This is a genomic window from Enterobacter cancerogenus (assembly GCF_019047785.1).
GTDB lineage: Bacteria > Pseudomonadota > Gammaproteobacteria > Enterobacterales > Enterobacteriaceae > Enterobacter > Enterobacter cancerogenus.
Genome location: NZ_CP077290.1, coordinates 1,712,246 through 1,728,166, shown reverse-complemented (window position 1 = coordinate 1,728,166; position 15,921 = coordinate 1,712,246). Strand labels below are relative to the sequence as shown.

13 protein-coding genes, 2 tRNA genes and 2 rRNA genes are annotated in these 15,921 nt (G+C 54.1%); 13 read left to right on the top strand and 4 right to left on the bottom strand.

Features of this window, described 5'->3' with window-relative positions; genetic code table 11:
- Positions 1 to 63 precede the first annotated feature (63 nt).
- The 4 genes from I6L58_RS08155 to dkgB all read left to right on the top strand — a co-directional run bounded on the left by I6L58_RS08155 (position 64) and on the right by dkgB (position 4,250).
- A 23S ribosomal RNA gene (locus I6L58_RS08155) occupies positions 64 to 2,967 on the top strand.
- A gap of 70 nt (positions 2,968 to 3,037) precedes the next feature.
- Positions 3,038 to 3,153: ribosomal RNA gene (gene rrf, locus I6L58_RS08150) — 5S ribosomal RNA — on the top strand.
- 55 nt (positions 3,154 to 3,208) lie between these two features.
- Positions 3,209 to 3,285 (top strand) — tRNA-Asp (locus tag I6L58_RS08145).
- Positions 3,286 to 3,446: 161 nt separating this feature from the next.
- A complete protein-coding gene (gene dkgB / locus I6L58_RS08140; RefSeq protein ID WP_058609364.1) occupies positions 3,447 to 4,250 on the top strand; it encodes a 2,5-didehydrogluconate reductase DkgB in 804 nt (267 codons plus the stop codon).
- Between the two features lie 30 nt (positions 4,251 to 4,280).
- On the opposite strand, the gene yafC is transcribed toward dkgB, so the two are convergent.
- Complete coding sequence (gene yafC / locus I6L58_RS08135) at positions 4,281 to 5,186, bottom strand: DNA-binding transcriptional regulator YafC (protein WP_088207894.1); 906 nt, start codon at positions 5,184 to 5,186, stop codon at positions 4,281 to 4,283.
- Between the two features lie 104 nt (positions 5,187 to 5,290).
- On the opposite strand from yafC, the gene I6L58_RS08130 reads away from it, so the two are divergent.
- The 3 genes from I6L58_RS08130 to I6L58_RS08120 all read left to right on the top strand — a co-directional run bounded on the left by I6L58_RS08130 (position 5,291) and on the right by I6L58_RS08120 (position 8,255).
- A complete protein-coding gene (locus I6L58_RS08130; RefSeq protein WP_088207893.1) occupies positions 5,291 to 6,466 on the top strand; it encodes an MFS transporter in 1,176 nt (391 codons plus the stop codon).
- Between the two features lie 137 nt (positions 6,467 to 6,603).
- The gene (locus I6L58_RS08125; protein ID WP_042320745.1) at positions 6,604 to 7,404 is read left to right on the top strand and encodes an endonuclease/exonuclease/phosphatase family protein; all 801 of its coding nucleotides are present in this window, start codon (positions 6,604 to 6,606) and stop codon (positions 7,402 to 7,404) included.
- Positions 7,405 to 7,481: 77 nt separating this feature from the next.
- On the top strand, positions 7,482 to 8,255 hold the full coding sequence (locus I6L58_RS08120; RefSeq protein WP_088207892.1) for a class I SAM-dependent methyltransferase: 774 nt from the start codon (positions 7,482 to 7,484) through the stop codon (positions 8,253 to 8,255).
- A 52-nt stretch (positions 8,256 to 8,307) separates the two neighbouring features.
- On the opposite strand, the gene mltD is transcribed toward I6L58_RS08120, so the two are convergent.
- Both mltD and gloB read right to left on the bottom strand, forming a co-directional pair.
- Complete coding sequence (gene mltD, locus I6L58_RS08115; RefSeq protein ID WP_006176775.1) at positions 8,308 to 9,672, bottom strand: murein transglycosylase D; 1,365 nt, start codon at positions 9,670 to 9,672, stop codon at positions 8,308 to 8,310.
- Positions 9,673 to 9,740: 68 nt separating this feature from the next.
- A complete protein-coding gene (gene gloB, locus I6L58_RS08110) occupies positions 9,741 to 10,499 on the bottom strand; it encodes a hydroxyacylglutathione hydrolase (RefSeq protein ID WP_088207891.1) in 759 nt (252 codons plus the stop codon).
- A gap of 32 nt (positions 10,500 to 10,531) precedes the next feature.
- On the opposite strand from gloB, the gene I6L58_RS08105 reads away from it, so the two are divergent.
- Entirely contained in the window at positions 10,532 to 11,248 is a 717-nt protein-coding gene (locus tag I6L58_RS08105) for a class I SAM-dependent methyltransferase (protein ID WP_088207890.1), read from the top strand.
- Here the strand turns inward: I6L58_RS08105 and rnhA are convergent, their stop codons facing one another.
- A complete protein-coding gene (gene rnhA / locus I6L58_RS08100; protein ID WP_006176778.1) occupies positions 11,249 to 11,716 on the bottom strand; it encodes a ribonuclease HI in 468 nt (155 codons plus the stop codon).
- Positions 11,717 to 11,780: 64 nt separating this feature from the next.
- On the opposite strand from rnhA, the gene dnaQ reads away from it, so the two are divergent.
- From dnaQ to I6L58_RS08075, 5 genes are all read left to right on the top strand, one after another.
- A complete protein-coding gene (gene dnaQ / locus I6L58_RS08095; protein ID WP_072208784.1) occupies positions 11,781 to 12,512 on the top strand; it encodes a DNA polymerase III subunit epsilon in 732 nt (243 codons plus the stop codon).
- Between the two features lie 129 nt (positions 12,513 to 12,641).
- Positions 12,642 to 12,718, top strand: a tRNA-Asp gene (locus tag I6L58_RS08090).
- Between the two features lie 394 nt (positions 12,719 to 13,112).
- Positions 13,113 to 13,832 carry a FadR/GntR family transcriptional regulator gene (locus I6L58_RS08085; protein ID WP_088207889.1) on the top strand — a complete coding sequence of 240 codons (720 nt, stop codon included), beginning with the start codon at positions 13,113 to 13,115 and terminating at the stop codon, positions 13,830 to 13,832.
- On the top strand, positions 13,829 to 14,842 hold the full coding sequence (locus I6L58_RS08080) for an ABC transporter ATP-binding protein (RefSeq protein ID WP_088207888.1): 1,014 nt from the start codon (positions 13,829 to 13,831) through the stop codon (positions 14,840 to 14,842). The genes I6L58_RS08085 and I6L58_RS08080 overlap by 4 nt, the downstream gene beginning before the upstream one ends.
- A complete protein-coding gene (locus tag I6L58_RS08075; protein ID WP_088207887.1) occupies positions 14,839 to 15,921 on the top strand; it encodes an ABC transporter ATP-binding protein in 1,083 nt (360 codons plus the stop codon). Before I6L58_RS08080 ends, I6L58_RS08075 begins: the two co-directional genes overlap by 4 nt.

Genomic DNA, 15,921 nt, shown 5'->3' with positions numbered 1-15,921 from the left:
GTTCGAGTCTCTCAAATTTTCGCAAGTCGAGGGTGAATCGAAAGAAACATCTTCGGGTTGTGAGGTTAAGCGACTAAGCGTACACGGTGGATGCCCTGGCAGTCAGAGGCGATGAAGGACGTGCTAATCTGCGAAAAGCGACGGCGAGGTGATATGAACCCCTGACCCGTCGATGTCCGAATGGGGAAACCCAGTGCAATCCGTTGCACTATCGTTAACTGAATACATAGGTTAACGAGGCGAACCGGGGGAACTGAAACATCTAAGTACCCCGAGGAAAAGAAATCAACCGAGATTCCCCCAGTAGCGGCGAGCGAACGGGGAGCAGCCCGGAGTCTGAATCAGCTTGTGTGTTAGTGGAACGGTCTGGAAAGTCCGACGGTACAGGGTGATAGTCCCGTACATGAAAGCACACTTGCTGTGAACTCGAAGAGTAGGGCGGGACACGTGGTATCCTGTCTGAATATGGGGGGACCATCCTCCAAGGCTAAATACTCCTGACTGACCGATAGTGAACCAGTACCGTGAGGGAAAGGCGAAAAGAACCCCGGCGAGGGGAGTGAAAAAGAACCTGAAACCGTGTACGTACAAGCAGTGGGAGCCTCTTTATGGGGTGACTGCGTACCTTTTGTATAATGGGTCAGCGACTTATATTCTGTAGCAAGGTTAACCGTATAGGGGAGCCGAAGGGAAACCGAGTCTTAACTGGGCGTTAAGTTGCAGGGTATAGACCCGAAACCCGGTGATCTAGCCATGGGCAGGTTGAAGGTTGGGTAACACTAACTGGAGGACCGAACCGACTAATGTTGAAAAATTAGCGGATGACCTGTGGCTGGGGGTGAAAGGCCAATCAAACCGGGAGATAGCTGGTTCTCCCCGAAAGCTATTTAGGTAGCGCCTCGTGAACTCATCTTCGGGGGTAGAGCACTGTTTCGGCTAGGGGGCCATCCCGGCTTACCAACCCGATGCAAACTACGAATACCGAAGAATGTTATCACGGGAGACACACGGCGGGTGCTAACGTCCGTCGTGAAGAGGGAAACAACCCAGACCGCCAGCTAAGGTCCCAAAGTCATGGTTAAGTGGGAAACGATGTGGGAAGGCACAGACAGCCAGGATGTTGGCTTAGAAGCAGCCATCATTTAAAGAAAGCGTAATAGCTCACTGGTCGAGTCGGCCTGCGCGGAAGATGTAACGGGGCTAAACCATGCACCGAAGCTGCGGCAGCGACACTATGTGTTGTTGGGTAGGGGAGCGTTCTGTAAGCCGTTGAAGGTGTGCTGTGAGGCATGCTGGAGGTATCAGAAGTGCGAATGCTGACATAAGTAACGATAAAGCGGGTGAAAAGCCCGCTCGCCGGAAGACCAAGGGTTCCTGTCCAACGTTAATCGGGGCAGGGTGAGTCGACCCCTAAGGCGAGGCCGAAAGGCGTAGTCGATGGGAAACAGGTTAATATTCCTGTACTTGGTGTTACTGCGAAGGGGGGACGGAGAAGGCTATGTTAGCCGGGCGACGGTTGTCCCGGTTTAAGCATGTAGGCGGAGGTTCCAGGTAAATCCGGTACCTTTTAACGCTGAGGTGTGATGACGAGGCACTACGGTGCTGAAGTAACAAATGCCCTGCTTCCAGGAAAAGCCTCTAAGCATCAGGTAACACGAAATCGTACCCCAAACCGACACAGGTGGTCAGGTAGAGAATACCAAGGCGCTTGAGAGAACTCGGGTGAAGGAACTAGGCAAAATGGTGCCGTAACTTCGGGAGAAGGCACGCTGATATGTAGGTGAAGCCCCTGCGGGTGGAGCTGAAATCAGTCGAAGATACCAGCTGGCTGCAACTGTTTATTAAAAACACAGCACTGTGCAAACACGAAAGTGGACGTATACGGTGTGACGCCTGCCCGGTGCCGGAAGGTTAATTGATGGGGTTAGCGGCAACGCGAAGCTCTTGATCGAAGCCCCGGTAAACGGCGGCCGTAACTATAACGGTCCTAAGGTAGCGAAATTCCTTGTCGGGTAAGTTCCGACCTGCACGAATGGCGTAATGATGGCCAGGCTGTCTCCACCCGAGACTCAGTGAAATTGAACTCGCTGTGAAGATGCAGTGTACCCGCGGCAAGACGGAAAGACCCCGTGAACCTTTACTATAGCTTGACACTGAACACTGGTCCTTGATGTGTAGGATAGGTGGGAGGCTTTGAAGCGTGGACGCCAGTCTGCGTGGAGCCGTCCTTGAAATACCACCCTTTAATGGCTGGTGTTCTAACGTTGACCCGTAATCCGGGTTGCGGACAGTGTCTGGTGGGTAGTTTGACTGGGGCGGTCTCCTCCCAAAGAGTAACGGAGGAGCACGAAGGTTAGCTAATCCTGGTCGGACATCAGGAGGTTAGTGCAATGGCATAAGCTAGCTTGACTGCGAGAGTGACGGCTCGAGCAGGTGCGAAAGCAGGTCATAGTGATCCGGTGGTTCTGAATGGAAGGGCCATCGCTCAACGGATAAAAGGTACTCCGGGGATAACAGGCTGATACCGCCCAAGAGTTCATATCGACGGCGGTGTTTGGCACCTCGATGTCGGCTCATCACATCCTGGGGCTGAAGTAGGTCCCAAGGGTATGGCTGTTCGCCATTTAAAGTGGTACGCGAGCTGGGTTTAGAACGTCGTGAGACAGTTCGGTCCCTATCTGCCGTGGGCGCTGGAGAATTGAGGGGGGCTGCTCCTAGTACGAGAGGACCGGAGTGGACGCATCACTGGTGTTCGGGTTGTCATGCCAATGGCACTGCCCGGTAGCTAAATGCGGAAGAGATAAGTGCTGAAAGCATCTAAGCACGAAACTTGCCCCGAGATGAGTTCTCCCTGAGACTTTAAGTCTCCTGAAGGAACGTTGAAGACGACGACGTTGATAGGTCGGGTGTGTAAGCGCAGCGATGCGTTGAGCTAACCGATACTAATGAACCGTGAGGCTTAACCTTACAACGCCGAAGCTGTTTCGGCGAAGACAGACAATCAAATTTCAGCTCTGATACAGATGAACAGAATTTGCCTGGCGGCTTTAGCGCGGTGGTCCCACCTGACCCCATGCCGAACTCAGAAGTGAAACGCCGTAGCGCCGATGGTAGTGTGGGGTCTCCCCATGTGAGAGTAGGGAACTGCCAGGCATCAAATTAAGTAGTAAGCCGGTGCATAAATCCGGTGGTTACAGAAGTCTTCGGTGGAGCGGTAGTTCAGTCGGTTAGAATACCTGCCTGTCACGCAGGGGGTCGCGGGTTCGAGTCCCGTCCGTTCCGCCACTTATTGAAAGCCCTGAGCATTTGCTCAGGGCTTTTTTCTTGTCCGCGTTATAATTATTGCTTAAACAGCAAAAATCCTCTGCGTTTCACGATCTTTTTCTGCATAACGGCAACAGCGATAATCTTCCTCACTAATAACATAATGATTTATGAGGAATGACATGACTATCCCTGCACTTGGTCTCGGCACTTTCCGCCTGAAAGACGACGTTGTTATCGCATCGGTAAAAACTGCACTTGAACTGGGCTATCGCACCATTGATACAGCACAGATTTATGAAAATGAAGCAGCCGTTGGTCAGGCCATTGAAGAGAGCGGCGTACCGCGTGACGCACTTTTCATCACCACTAAAATTTGGATCGAAAATCTCAGCAAAGATAAGCTGCTCCCAAGCCTCAAAGAGAGTCTGAAAAAACTGCGTACGGAGTATGTCGATCTGACGTTGATCCACTGGCCGTCACCGAACGATGCTGTTTCTGTAGAAGAGTTCATGCAGGCACTGCTGGAAGCGAAAGAGCAGGGCTTAACCCGGGAGATCGGTATTTCTAACTTCACGATCCCGCTGATGGAAAAAGCCATTGCGGCGGTAGGTGCCGCGAACATCGCCACCAACCAGATTGAACTCTCTCCCTACCTGCAAAACCGTAAAGTCGTGGCATGGGCGAAACAGCACGGGATCCATATTACCTCTTACATGACGCTGGCTTACGGTAAGGCGCTGAAAGACGAAACGATCGGACGTATCGCGCAGAAGCATAACGCCACTGCCGCGCAGGTGATTCTGGCATGGGCGACAGGCGAAGGTTATGCCGTGATCCCGTCATCAACCAAACGTGAAAACCTGGCCAGCAACCTTTTGGCGTTGGATCTCAAGCTGGATGAGGACGATAAAAAAGCGATCGCCGCCCTGGATTGCAACGATCGCCTGGTCAGCCCGGAAGGGTTAGCCCCAGACTGGGACTGAGATTAACCCCTCACCCGATGCCTTAAACCCTCACACAGCTCCTCCTGGAGCTGTTTTTACATGCTCACTCAGGAAGTCGATAAAGGCGCGTATACGCGTACTTACCGCCCTGTCGCTGTAATACACCGCACTAAAAGGCATCTCAACGGGCAAACGCTTATCTGCCATCAGTTCTACGAGTTCGCCGCGCGCAATTTCCTTATCAATCATATAGTCAGACAAACAGGCGATGCCGTTTCCCTCCAGACAAAGCTGTTTCAGCGTCTCACCGCTATTAGACGATAAACCGCAGCTGATTTCGTAAAGTTGCCCGTCATGACAGGCTACAGGCCAGGTATTGAGCGATAAAGGTTCTGTAAATCCCAGGCAGGTATGCTGCTTTAAGTCTTCGACCGTCTCAGGCTTGCCAAACTGCGCGATATACTGTGGCGAAGCGATAATTTTACGATAGCTGGTAAACAGGGGACGGGCGCGCAGACTCGAATCCGTTAAGTTTCCCGCCCGGATCGCCACGTCGACCTTACGTTCAATCAGGTTGATAAACGTCTCTGACGACACCAGTGAAAGCGTCATCTCCGGATAACGCTCGCGGAAGGGTTTAATCAGCGGCATAAGGAAATGCAGGACGACAGGGGTCGCGGCATCAATACGCAACAGTCCGCGCGGCGTATTACGTGATTCGATGATTTCCGTCTCTGCCGCCGCCATCTCCTGCAAAACAGACTGGACGCGACGGAAGTAGCGTTCACCTTCTTCCGTCAGGCTGAGCTGCCGCGTCGTTCGGTTGAGCAGGCTCACCCCGAGCTTCATCTCTAACTTCTTCACCGAGCGGCTGATGGCCGAGTTGGCCTGACCCAGTTGTTCCGCAGCACGGCTAAAGCTGCCGCTCTCTACCACGGCGACAAAGATTGTTAGCTCTTCCGACGTTGCTTTCATTGTTGCACCATCCGCAAAATTCAATTGATATTTTGACCATTTTTGTTATTTAAACACCGGCGCATACTTCGTGTCATCTTAATCCTGAAGAGACGGAGTATTTTATGCCACTGGCGCTACTTGCCCTGACGATCAGTGCTTTTGCAATTGGCACGACCGAATTCGTGATTGTTGGACTGGTTCCAACGATTGCTGACCAACTGTCTATTTCGCTACCCTCAGCCGGGCTGCTGGTTTCTATATACGCTCTCGGTGTTGCCATCGGTGCACCCGTGCTGACGGCACTCACCGGACGGTTTCCACGTAAGCAGCTGCTTATGGCCCTGATGGTGCTGTTCACTGCCGGGAATATCCTGGCCTGGCAGGCACCCGATTACACCACGCTGGTGATAGCCCGCCTGCTGACCGGCCTTGCGCATGGGGTGTTTTTCTCCATCGGCTCGACCATCGCAACCAGCCTGGTCCCGAAAGAGAAAGCCGCATCGGCCATTGCGATTATGTTTGGCGGTCTGACCGTCGCGCTGGTAACCGGCGTGCCGTTAGGGACCTTTATCGGCCAGCATTTCGGCTGGCGCGAAACGTTCCTTGCGGTATCCCTGCTGGGCGTTATTGCCCTGGTGGCTAGCCTGTTATTAGTCCCGTCGACGATCCCCGGTCGTGCCAGCGCCAGCCTGAGCGAGCAGCTCAAGGTGCTCACTCACCCACGATTACTGCTCATCTATGCGGTAACGGCTCTGGGTTATGGCGGCGTCTTCACCGCTTTCACCTTCCTTGCGCCAATGATGCAGGATCTCGCGGGCTTTACACCGGGTGCAGTGAGCTGGATCCTTCTGGGGTACGGTATCTCCGTGGCGATTGGCAATATCTGGGGTGGCAAACTGGCCGATAAGCACGGCGCGGTCCCGGCACTGAAGTTCATCTTTGCTGCGCTGGTCGTTCTGCTGCTGGTTTTCCAGTTCACCGCATCGATGCAGTACGCCGCGCTGGTCACGGTTCTGGTGATGGGGATCTTTGCTTTCGGTAATGTGCCGGGCTTGCAGGTATACGTGGTTCAGAAGGCTGAGCTTCATACCCCTAACGCGGTGGACGTGGCATCCGGCCTGAACATTGCGGCGTTTAATATCGGTATCGCGCTCGGCTCGATTATTGGCGGGCAGACCGTGGAGCATTTTGGCCTGGCGCAAACGCCGTGGATTGGTGCGGCAATTGTACTCGTGGCATTCCTGCTGATTGGCCTGAGCGGACGCCTGGATAAACCCGCGCGCGTGGTGATGGGGTGAACCTGTGTAAGTGCTTGCTTACAAAACTGGAAAGCGGTTTCTCAGAAATTGCGTTGAAAGTGTAACCTAAAGTCCCTATAACAGTAGAACCAGTCCGTTTTCCGGGCTGGTTCACGTTACAGAGGTCGTTTCCAAAAGTGCGAAAAAATACCTATGCCATGCGTTATGTTGCCGGAATGCCCGCGGAGAGAATCTTACCTCCGGGGTCGTTTGCGAGCCTTAGCCAGGCATTACCCGCTGGCACCCCGTTAAGCAGCGATGAAAAAATCCGGGTACTGGTGTGGAATATTTTTAAGCAGCAGCGTGCGGAGTGGTTATCCGTGCTCAAAAATTTTGGAAAGGACGCGCATCTGGTTCTGCTGCAGGAGGCGCAAACCACGCCTGAGCTGGTGAGGTTTGCTACCACTAACTATCTCGCCGCCGATCAGGTGCCTGCGTTTGTCCTGCCGCAACATCCCTCGGGCGTCATGACTCTGTCGGCCGCGCATCCGGTGTACTGCTGCCCGTTACGTGAACGCGAGCCCATCCTGCGCCTGGCAAAATCAGCGCTGGTAACGGTCTATCCGCTGCCGGACACCCGCTTGCTGATGGTGGTAAATATCCATGCAGTCAACTTCAGCCTGGGCGTGGATGTCTATAGTAAGCAGTTACTTCCAATCGGCGATCAGATTGCTCACCACAGTGGGCCGATCATCATGGCCGGTGATTTCAACGCCTGGAGTCGCCCGCGCATGAACGCGCTGTACCGCTTCGCGCGTGAAATGTCGCTCCGGGAAGTTCGTTTCAGCGATGACCAGCGCAAAAAAGCGTTTGGTCGTCCACTCGATTTTGTCTTCTATCGTGGTTTAAGCGTGCATGACGCCTCTGTTCTGGTGACGCGCGCCTCCGATCATAATCCTCTACTCGTTGAATTCAGTCCCGGCAAACCTGATAAATAATGGTGTGTCAGGTCTGCCATAGGGCAGGCCTGTACGGGTGCTGCCCTTTATTTTGTAACCAACCAAAGGACAGTAAGATGACAACAACGCAATCCCATCATGACAACGTAGAAAAACAGTTTGGTTCACAGGCGAGCGCTTATCTGAGTAGCGCCGTACACGCTTCCGGGCGGGATTTGGTCCGGCTGGGGGAACGTCTGGCTGCTTTCCCACAGGCTCACGTGCTTGATTTAGGCTGTGGAGCAGGGCACGCCAGCTTTACCGCCGCGCAGAAGGTGGCACAGGTGGTGGCGTACGATTTATCCAGCCAGATGCTGGAGGTGGTCGCGGAAGCCGCAAGGGCGAAAGGGCTGAACAACGTTGCTACGCGCCAGGGGTATGCCGAATCCTTACCCTTCGAGGATGAAACCTTTGATGTTGTCATCAGCCGTTACTCGGCTCACCACTGGCATGATGTCGGCCAGGCATTACGGGAAGTCAAGCGCGTCCTGAAACCCGGCGGCGTTTTCATCATCATGGATGTGATGTCGCCAGGCCATCCTGTGCGCAATATCTGGCTGCAAACGGTCGAGGCGCTGCGCGATACGTCGCATGTACAGAACTACTCCAGCGGCGAGTGGTTATCGTTAATCACCGACGCCGGCTTAATTTCACGCTCGTTGATAACCGATCGGTTACCGCTGGAGTTCAGCTCCTGGATCGCACGCATGCGCACGCCGGACGCGTTAAGCCAGGCTATTCGTTTATATCAGGAGAGTGCGTCTGCGGATGTGAAGAGGTACTTTGAACTGCAGGAAGATGGCTCGTTTACCAGCGACACCATTATGGCTGAAGCGCAAAAAGCGGGATAAAACAAAAAAGGCACCGGGGGAATCGGTGCCTTTCTTACGTTTCGTCGTGTAATCAGGAGTCTGGTGTGGCGCTGTTTTTCACAAACAACGTCAGCTGGTCACCTGGCTGCAGATTGTCAGTATCATTATTCCAGCGCATCACATCTTTGATGTTCACGCCGTGACGTTTTGCGATACTGGACAGCGAATCACCCTTACGCACGCGATAGGTAATGCTATCGCTGTTTCTGGCAAGACGCTGTGCGCTGCTACCCGCACCAACCGTCAGAGTCTGACCCACTTTCAGGCCTGAACTGCGCAGGTTATTCCACTGCTGCAGATCTTTCGTGTTCACGCCAAGACGTGATGCAATGCCTGAAAGCGTATCGCCTGAACGAACCTTATAACTACGACTGCTTACCGGCGAGGTATCCGCAATCAGCGTTGACTGAACGGCTGCAATCTCACCCGAAGCTAAAGACTCGCGAAGTTGTTCAGCATGCTTCTGCGGAACCATCACATACTGCGGGCCACTTGCCCCCAGCGTTGAGCCTTTAACGCCTGCATTAAAGGTTTTCAATTTACTTACCGACATACCCGTCATATCAGCAACCTGTTGAATATCAACCGGGCTGCTGAGACGAACACGCGCCAGTGCACGACTTTCGTCTGGTGTTGGCAGTGATACACCGTAACGCTTGCTGTTCTTGAGAATATCGCTCAGAGCCAGCATTTTCGGTACGTAAATCTTCGTTTCCTGAGGCAGTGAAAGCGACCAGAAGTCAGTGGATTTACCACGCGCTCTGTTCGATTTCATCGCCTTAAGTACACGACCTTCGCCGCTATTATACGCTGCGACCGTTAATAACCAGTCGCCGTCAAACATCTTATTCAGACGTTGCATCATGTCGAGAGCGGCTGTCGTTGAAGCGACAACATCGCGACGCGCATCGTAGTTGCGGGTCTGTTTCAAACCATAATTGCGCCCGGTGCTCGGAATGATCTGCCAAATACCTGCGGCATTGGCGCCAGACGTTGCGTGTGGGTCAAAAGCGCTCTCCACTATGGGTAGGAGTACCAGCTCCATAGGCATGTTACGTTTCTTAACCTGCCCGGCTATCCAGTACATATACGGCTCTGCCCGTAACGTTACATCGTGGAGATAGCTCTTATTTCTCAAATACTTCTGTTTCTGTTCGCGAATCCGGCTGTTTTCCGGAATTCCCATCTTTAGCTCGTCGCCAATAGAGGCCCACAAGTTCTGTTCCTGCGCAAATGATGTCCCATCGTCCATCCAACGCGCCGAACTTGTAAACTTCCCTGCTTCCCCTTGACCAGCTGCAGAAAGGCTCTGTGCGTGCTGTTGTACGTTATTGCCAGTCTGCGACTGGCAACCGACAAGCAGGACAGAGGCGAGTAATATCGCTTTTGCCTTCATGTGTGTGTCAATAGTTGCTTAAAAGACGAGCGATGATAACGGTGAAATTTTGAAAAGGCAACCCGCATTTATCTGAAGTTATCTTTCTTTGACCTTAACCATGCAAATCGCGCTTCTGGGTGTTGCAAATTTGTTTCTTGAGAAATTTCATTAATTAAATCAACATCATTTGTGCGTAAAAATAAATTTATTTCTCGCTCTTTTTTCAGAATTACGGGTAGTGTTTTTTGGTTTTTTGCACGTAACTCCTTCACTTTCTGGTAATAATCCTGAATAGCACGATCGTACGGTAGAATGCTGGCCGCAAACTTCATATTTCCTAATGTATACTCATGTGCGCAACATATTACGGTGTCGTCCGGGAGGGCGTTAATCTTCTGTAAGGACTGGTACATCTGCGCTGGCGTTCCTTCGAACAACCTTCCACAGCCGCCGGAAAACAGCGTATCCCCGCAAAACAGATAAGGCGCGCTGTAGAAACAAATATGTCCTGAAGTGTGACCTGGCGTAGCAAATACGGAAAACGCCAACCCGAGTATGATCACCTTTTCGCCCTCATCGACTACCTGCGTGACGCCTTTATCGCGCGTCTCCGCCGGGCCGTACACCGCCAGGTGTGGGAACTGCGCCAACAGAGCCGGTACGCCGCCCACATGGTCGTTATGGTGATGGGTAAGGAGTATGGCTTCTGGCTGCCAGTTATTGTCGTTGATGGCCTGCAAAATCGGCGTAGCCTCGCCCGGATCGACAATGATGCACCGACGAGCGTCGTCAACGATTACCCAGATGTAATTGTCCTGAAAGGCGGGAATACTGATAAGATTCATACATTACCTCTTACGGCGTGGCGGATGTGTTGATGAAACAGGCAAGGATACCTCGAACTGTCGCAGCACCTGAACGTTGGGCGGAATTGCCCTGGGGTGACTATTATCGCGAGGCGTTAGAACGCCAGCTTAAGCCCTGGCTCGCGAAAATGTACGGTTTTCACCTGCTTAAGATTGGCAATCTCAGTGCTGAAATCAATACCGAAAGTTGCGCTATCTCTCATCAGGTGAATGTTTCTCTTAACGGCTCTCCCGTGCAGGTGAAGGCAGACCCGCTGCACCTGCCGTTTGCTGAAAAGTCCGTTGATGCCTGTATGCTGGCACACACGTTGCCCTGGTGCAGTGACCCGCATCGTCTGCTGCGTGAGGCGGATCGCGTGCTGATCGATGACGGCTGGCTGGTCATCAGTGGCTTTAACCCGCTTAGCCTGATGGGGCTGCGTAAGCTGGTTCCCGTACTGCGCCGCACGCCGCCGTATAATAGCCGCATGTTCACAATGACGCGCCAGCTGGACTGGCTTTCACTGCTGAATTTTGAAGTGCTCTGCTATGGCGGTTTTCAGGTACTGCCCTGGACGCGCAAAGGGGGCGTGGTGTTAAGCACCCATCTGCCAGCGTTAGGCTGTATGCAGTTTATCGTGGCGCGTAAGCGGACCATCCCTCTTACGCTTAACCCGATGAAGCAGAACAAATCAAAAGCCCGGATCCGCCAGACCGTCGGCGCAACACGGCAATACAAAAAGCCCTGATCAGGCTTCGGCCTGATAGCCAACATCCTCATGCGCGGGGTTGGTTGCGGCCGCGCGGGCGAGCTCGTCGCAGCGTTCGTTTTCGGGATGCCCGGCATGCCCTTTGACCCACTCCCACTTAATGACGTGCTGCCCCAGGGCGGCATCAAGACGCTTCCAGAGATCCACGTTTTTGACCGGTTTCTTCTCTGCGGTTTTCCAGCCGCGTTTTTTCCAGTTATGGATCCACTGGGTAATGCCCTGACGCACATACTGGCTGTCGGTGCTCAGCGTCACGTCGCAATGCTCCTTCAGCGCTTCCAGCGCCACGATGGCAGCCATCAACTCCATGCGGTTGTTGGTTGTCAGAAAATAGCCTTCGCTAAAAGTTTTTTCATGTTCGCGATAGCGCATAATGGCGCCATAGCCACCTGGCCCTGGGTTGCCCAGACACGATCCATCGGTGAAAATTTCTACCTGTTTACGCATCTCTGGTAGACTTCCTGTATTTGAAACGTTCAGTTAAACGATAAGTCTGACATAAATGACCGCTATGAGCACTGCAATTACTCGCCAGATTGTCCTCGATACCGAAACCACCGGTATGAACCAGATTGGTGCCCACTACGAAGGGCACAAAATCATCGAGATCGGTGCCGTTGAGGTGGTAAACCGTCGCCTCACGGGGAACAACTTCCACGTCTATCTTAAGCCCGACAGGCTGGTCGATCCCGAAGCGTTTGGCGTTCACGGCATTGCCGATGAGTTCTTGCTGGATAAGCCAACCTTTGCGGACGTGGCGGACGAGTTCCTGGAATACATCAAAGGCGCTGAGCTGGTCATCCATAACGCGTCGTTTGATATCGGCTTTATGGATTATGAATTCAGCAAGCTGAACCGCGATATACCGAAAACCAACACGTTCTGTAAAGTCACCGACAGCCTGGCGCTGGCAAGGAGAATGTTTCCGGGCAAGCGTAACAGCCTCGATGCGCTCTGCTCACGCTACGAGATAGACAACACCAAGCGAACGCTGCACGGCGCACTGCTCGATGCCCAGATCCTGGCCGACGTTTATCTGACCATGACCGGCGGGCAGACGTCGATGAAATTCAGTATGGAAAACGAATCCCAGCAGTCGCAGGGCGAGGCGGGAATTCAGCGCCTTGTTCGCCAGGCCAGCCGGTTGCGGGTTGTCCACGCCAGCGATGAAGAGCTGCTTAACCATGAATCCCGCCTGGACCTGGTCCAGAAGAAGGGCGGAAGCTGTATGTGGCGGGGTTAATCACCGATAAATGCGCGTAAAATCGCCGTCCGGGTGATTTTTGCAGCAAACGATTCAAAACGTGAGAAAAAGCGTTGACGAGTTCAGAGGCAAACCGTAATATGCGCCTCGTTCCCCAACGGGAACAGTGGAGCGGTAGTTCAGTCGGTTAGAATACCTGCCTGTCACGCAGGGGGTCGCGGGTTCGAGTCCCGTCCGTTCCGCCACTATTCAGAAGGCCTGAATCAGAAATGATTCAGGCCTTCGTCTTTTTTATCTCCCCTCCCGCTATTTACGTCTTACTCCCCCCTCCTGGTTTGGTTAACAAAAAGTTAATATATGCAGTGCAATTTATTAACAATTGCACGATTTTAGTGCATTAATTGCACTTTTATTGTGCGATATCCACTCATCCGTTCGTAAGTCATACATCCGAATGTAATAATTATGTAAAAATAATTCATAAGAAATCATTCGGTTACCTTTTGTTCTCCAAAAACTTCCTGAACCAATGCGCTATTGGTTCGCTAATTGCTTAATCCTTAGCACGATAAGTAGCACGTCATATCAATAACTTATCGTTAATAAAAACAGAGCAATGATGACAGCGAGCGAACCAATATGGAAAAAGCGTCACGGTTTCTGGCAAATTCCAGCACCGCGCTTGAGCAGTTGCGCGGGCTAATCCACCAGCATGAGTCAACACCAGGCATTCCGCTGCCCACCGAACGTGAGCTGTCGGACACTCTCGGCGTAGGACGGCGTGAAGTCCGTCGTGCGCTGGACGTGCTGGAAGAAGAAGGGCGGATCTGGCGTAAACAGGGGAAAGGCACCTTTATCGGTCCGGCTGCCCCCGTTGAACCCCTGGCCCTTCAGGGATTGGTTCAGCAAACCAACCTACTGGAAGTCATGGAAGCTCGTCTGCAGCTCGAACCCGGCTTAGCCCGTCTTGCGGCACTGCGTGCCACCAGGGAAAACCTCGCGCTGATGCAGCGCATGCTGGAGCGCATCGATAAGGTCAGCCCGGATGACCGCGATCTGAATGAGCTGTGGGACAGCGCATTTCACCGTGCGATTGCAGAGGCTGCCGGCAACCGCCTGATGCTCGGCCTGTTCGATGCGATTGATGCCGTCCGGCGCGAACCCGGCTGGCAGCATCTGCGTGAGCTTGCCCGCACCCCTGAACGTGTCGATAGCTACAACGACCACCATCATAGAATCATGTCAGCGATTATCCACCGCCAGCCTAACGAGGCTGCCGGCGCGATGCGCGAACATCTGCTCAGCCTGCAAACCGCGCTGATTCAGGCCATTCACAATGAGGACGACGCCACGCTATGACGACAATCCCTTTTAAGGAAGCCGCCCCCGTACTGCGGCTGGAAAACCTCAACGTCAGGTTTGCTGGCTCTCCGGTTAGCGTGCTGGACGGCATCTCGCTCTGTGTGAAGGCGGGTGAAACGCTGGCGCTGGTGGGGGAATCCGGCTGCGGAAAAAGCATCACCTCGCTGGCGTTGATGGGTCTGTTGCCCGCCAGCGCGCAAATCGTCAGCGGTGAGATGCACTTCCGCCGCCACGATCTGCGTAAGCTCTCACCGCGGGAATATGCTGACCTGCGCGGCAGCGAGCTGGCGATGATTTTCCAGGAACCCATGACCTCACTGAACCCGGCCTTTACCCTGGGCGACCAGCTCAGCGAGGCGGTCATGCGCCATCAGAATGTCTCACGCGCAGAGGCGATGAACGTGGCGCTGCGCATCCTCGAAAAAGTCCAGATTCCGGCCGCTGAGATGCGTCTGAAAGCCTATCCCCACCAGCTCTCTGGGGGGATGCGCCAGCGCGTGATGATCGCCATGGCGCTGATTAACCATCCCCGTTTACTGATTGCCGATGAACCTACCACCGCGCTGGACGTCACCATTCAGGCGCAAATCCTTACGCTGCTCAACACCTTAAAAGAAGAAACGGGCACGGCGGTGCTGATGATTACCCACGATCTGGGCGTGGTGGCCGAGGTGGCTCAGCAGGTCGCGGTGATGTATGCCGGGCAGGTGGTAGAGCAGGGGAGCGTGGAGGCTATCTTTGCCGACCCGCAGCACCCGTACACCATCGGTCTGATGGGGTCGATTCCCTCTCTTGGCGCACGTAAAGGTCAGCTCTCCACTATCCCGGGGTCTGTCCCTCTGCCGGGAGCCATGCCGAAAGGCTGCCGTTTTGCCACCCGTTGCCCGTTTGCGCAGACGCGCTGCCACGATGAAAAACCGCCGCTCAGCGCACTCGGCGCGGGCCATGAGGTTGCCTGTTTCCGCGTACCGCTGGAGCATCACATTGCGCTGGGAGAAATTGCATGACTACACCCATTCTGGAAGCGCGTGACCTGATCAAGCGCTTTCCCGGTCCTAAAAAACTGTTCGCCCCGGCACGGTTCGTTACGGCGGTCGATCGCGTCTCCCTCGCGGTGATGCCCGGTGAAACGCTGGCGATTGTTGGCGAATCCGGTTCCGGTAAATCTACCCTTGGTCGCCTACTTCTGCGGTTACTGGGTGCCAGCGAAGGACGCGTGTTTTATCAGGGAGAGGAGATCACCGATGCATCCGGTGCCCGTCTGAACCAGCTCCGTCGGGAACTGCAAATCATCTTTCAGGATCCCTTCGCCTCGCTGAACCCGCGCATGACCGTCGAGCAAATCGTCGGCGAGCCGCTGTGGCTGCACCAGAAGATGAACAAAAACGATCGCCAGTACCGCGTGGCTGAGTTGCTCAACACCGTGGGGCTGCCCGCCGCCTGGGCCGGGCGTTATCCGCATGAGTTTTCCGGCGGACAGCGTCAGCGTATCGGCATTGCGCGCGCCCTGGCGTCCGGTCCAAAACTGTTGCTGGGCGATGAGCCGGTTTCGGCGCTGGACGTGTCCGTCCAGGCACAGGTGGTGAATCTGCTGGAAAGCCTGAAGCATCAGTTGGGCCTGACGATGGTGATTGTCGCCCACGGTCTGGCGGTCATTCGCCATATGAGCGACCGCGTGGCGGTGATGTATCTCGGGCAAATTGTCGAACTTGCCACGGTAGATGAAATCTTCGACGCACCGCTGCACCCCTATACCCAGGCGTTAATGGCGTCTGCGCCGCAAATGCAGCCGGGCGTTGAGCGAGACGCTCCGCTGCTGCAGGGGGATTTACCGAACCCGGCCAACCCGCCGTCCGGCTGTCGGTTCCACACCCGCTGCCCGTACGTCACCGATGAATGCCGTCAGGTTGAGCCGATTAATCAGGTGCTGGACGGTGGGCGTCAGGTGGCCTGTCACCGCTGGCAGGACATTAATCGCGATCGCAGCGTTATCCAGATAGCACCGCCATCCGCCGCATTTTTGCGCCGCCGCGCGCTGTTTGAACACGCGGCCACCCACTCCTCCCTTTCTTCAAGGAACTCATGA

Excerpts from the sequence above, each read along its gene's own strand:
- I6L58_RS08120 (WP_088207892.1), top strand. The coding sequence starts at position 7,482 with ATGACAACAACGCAATCCCATCATGACAACGTAGAAAAACAGTTTGGT.
- I6L58_RS08105 (WP_088207890.1), top strand. The coding sequence starts at position 10,532 with ATGAAACAGGCAAGGATACCTCGAACTGTCGCAGCACCTGAACGTTGG.
- yafC (WP_088207894.1), bottom strand. The coding sequence starts at position 5,186 with ATGAAAGCAACGTCGGAAGAGCTAACAATCTTTGTCGCCGTGGTAGAG.
- mltD (WP_006176775.1), bottom strand. The coding sequence starts at position 9,672 with ATGAAGGCAAAAGCGATATTACTCGCCTCTGTCCTGCTTGTCGGTTGC.
- I6L58_RS08085 (WP_088207889.1), top strand. The coding sequence starts at position 13,113 with ATGGAAAAAGCGTCACGGTTTCTGGCAAATTCCAGCACCGCGCTTGAG.
- I6L58_RS08075 (WP_088207887.1), top strand. The coding sequence starts at position 14,839 with ATGACTACACCCATTCTGGAAGCGCGTGACCTGATCAAGCGCTTTCCC.
- gloB (WP_088207891.1), bottom strand. The coding sequence starts at position 10,499 with ATGAATCTTATCAGTATTCCCGCCTTTCAGGACAATTACATCTGGGTA.
- rnhA (WP_006176778.1), bottom strand. The coding sequence starts at position 11,716 with ATGCGTAAACAGGTAGAAATTTTCACCGATGGATCGTGTCTGGGCAAC.
- I6L58_RS08080 (WP_088207888.1), top strand. The coding sequence starts at position 13,829 with ATGACGACAATCCCTTTTAAGGAAGCCGCCCCCGTACTGCGGCTGGAA.
- dnaQ (WP_072208784.1), top strand. The coding sequence starts at position 11,781 with ATGAGCACTGCAATTACTCGCCAGATTGTCCTCGATACCGAAACCACC.
- dkgB (WP_058609364.1), top strand. The coding sequence starts at position 3,447 with ATGACTATCCCTGCACTTGGTCTCGGCACTTTCCGCCTGAAAGACGAC.
- I6L58_RS08130 (WP_088207893.1), top strand. The coding sequence starts at position 5,291 with ATGCCACTGGCGCTACTTGCCCTGACGATCAGTGCTTTTGCAATTGGC.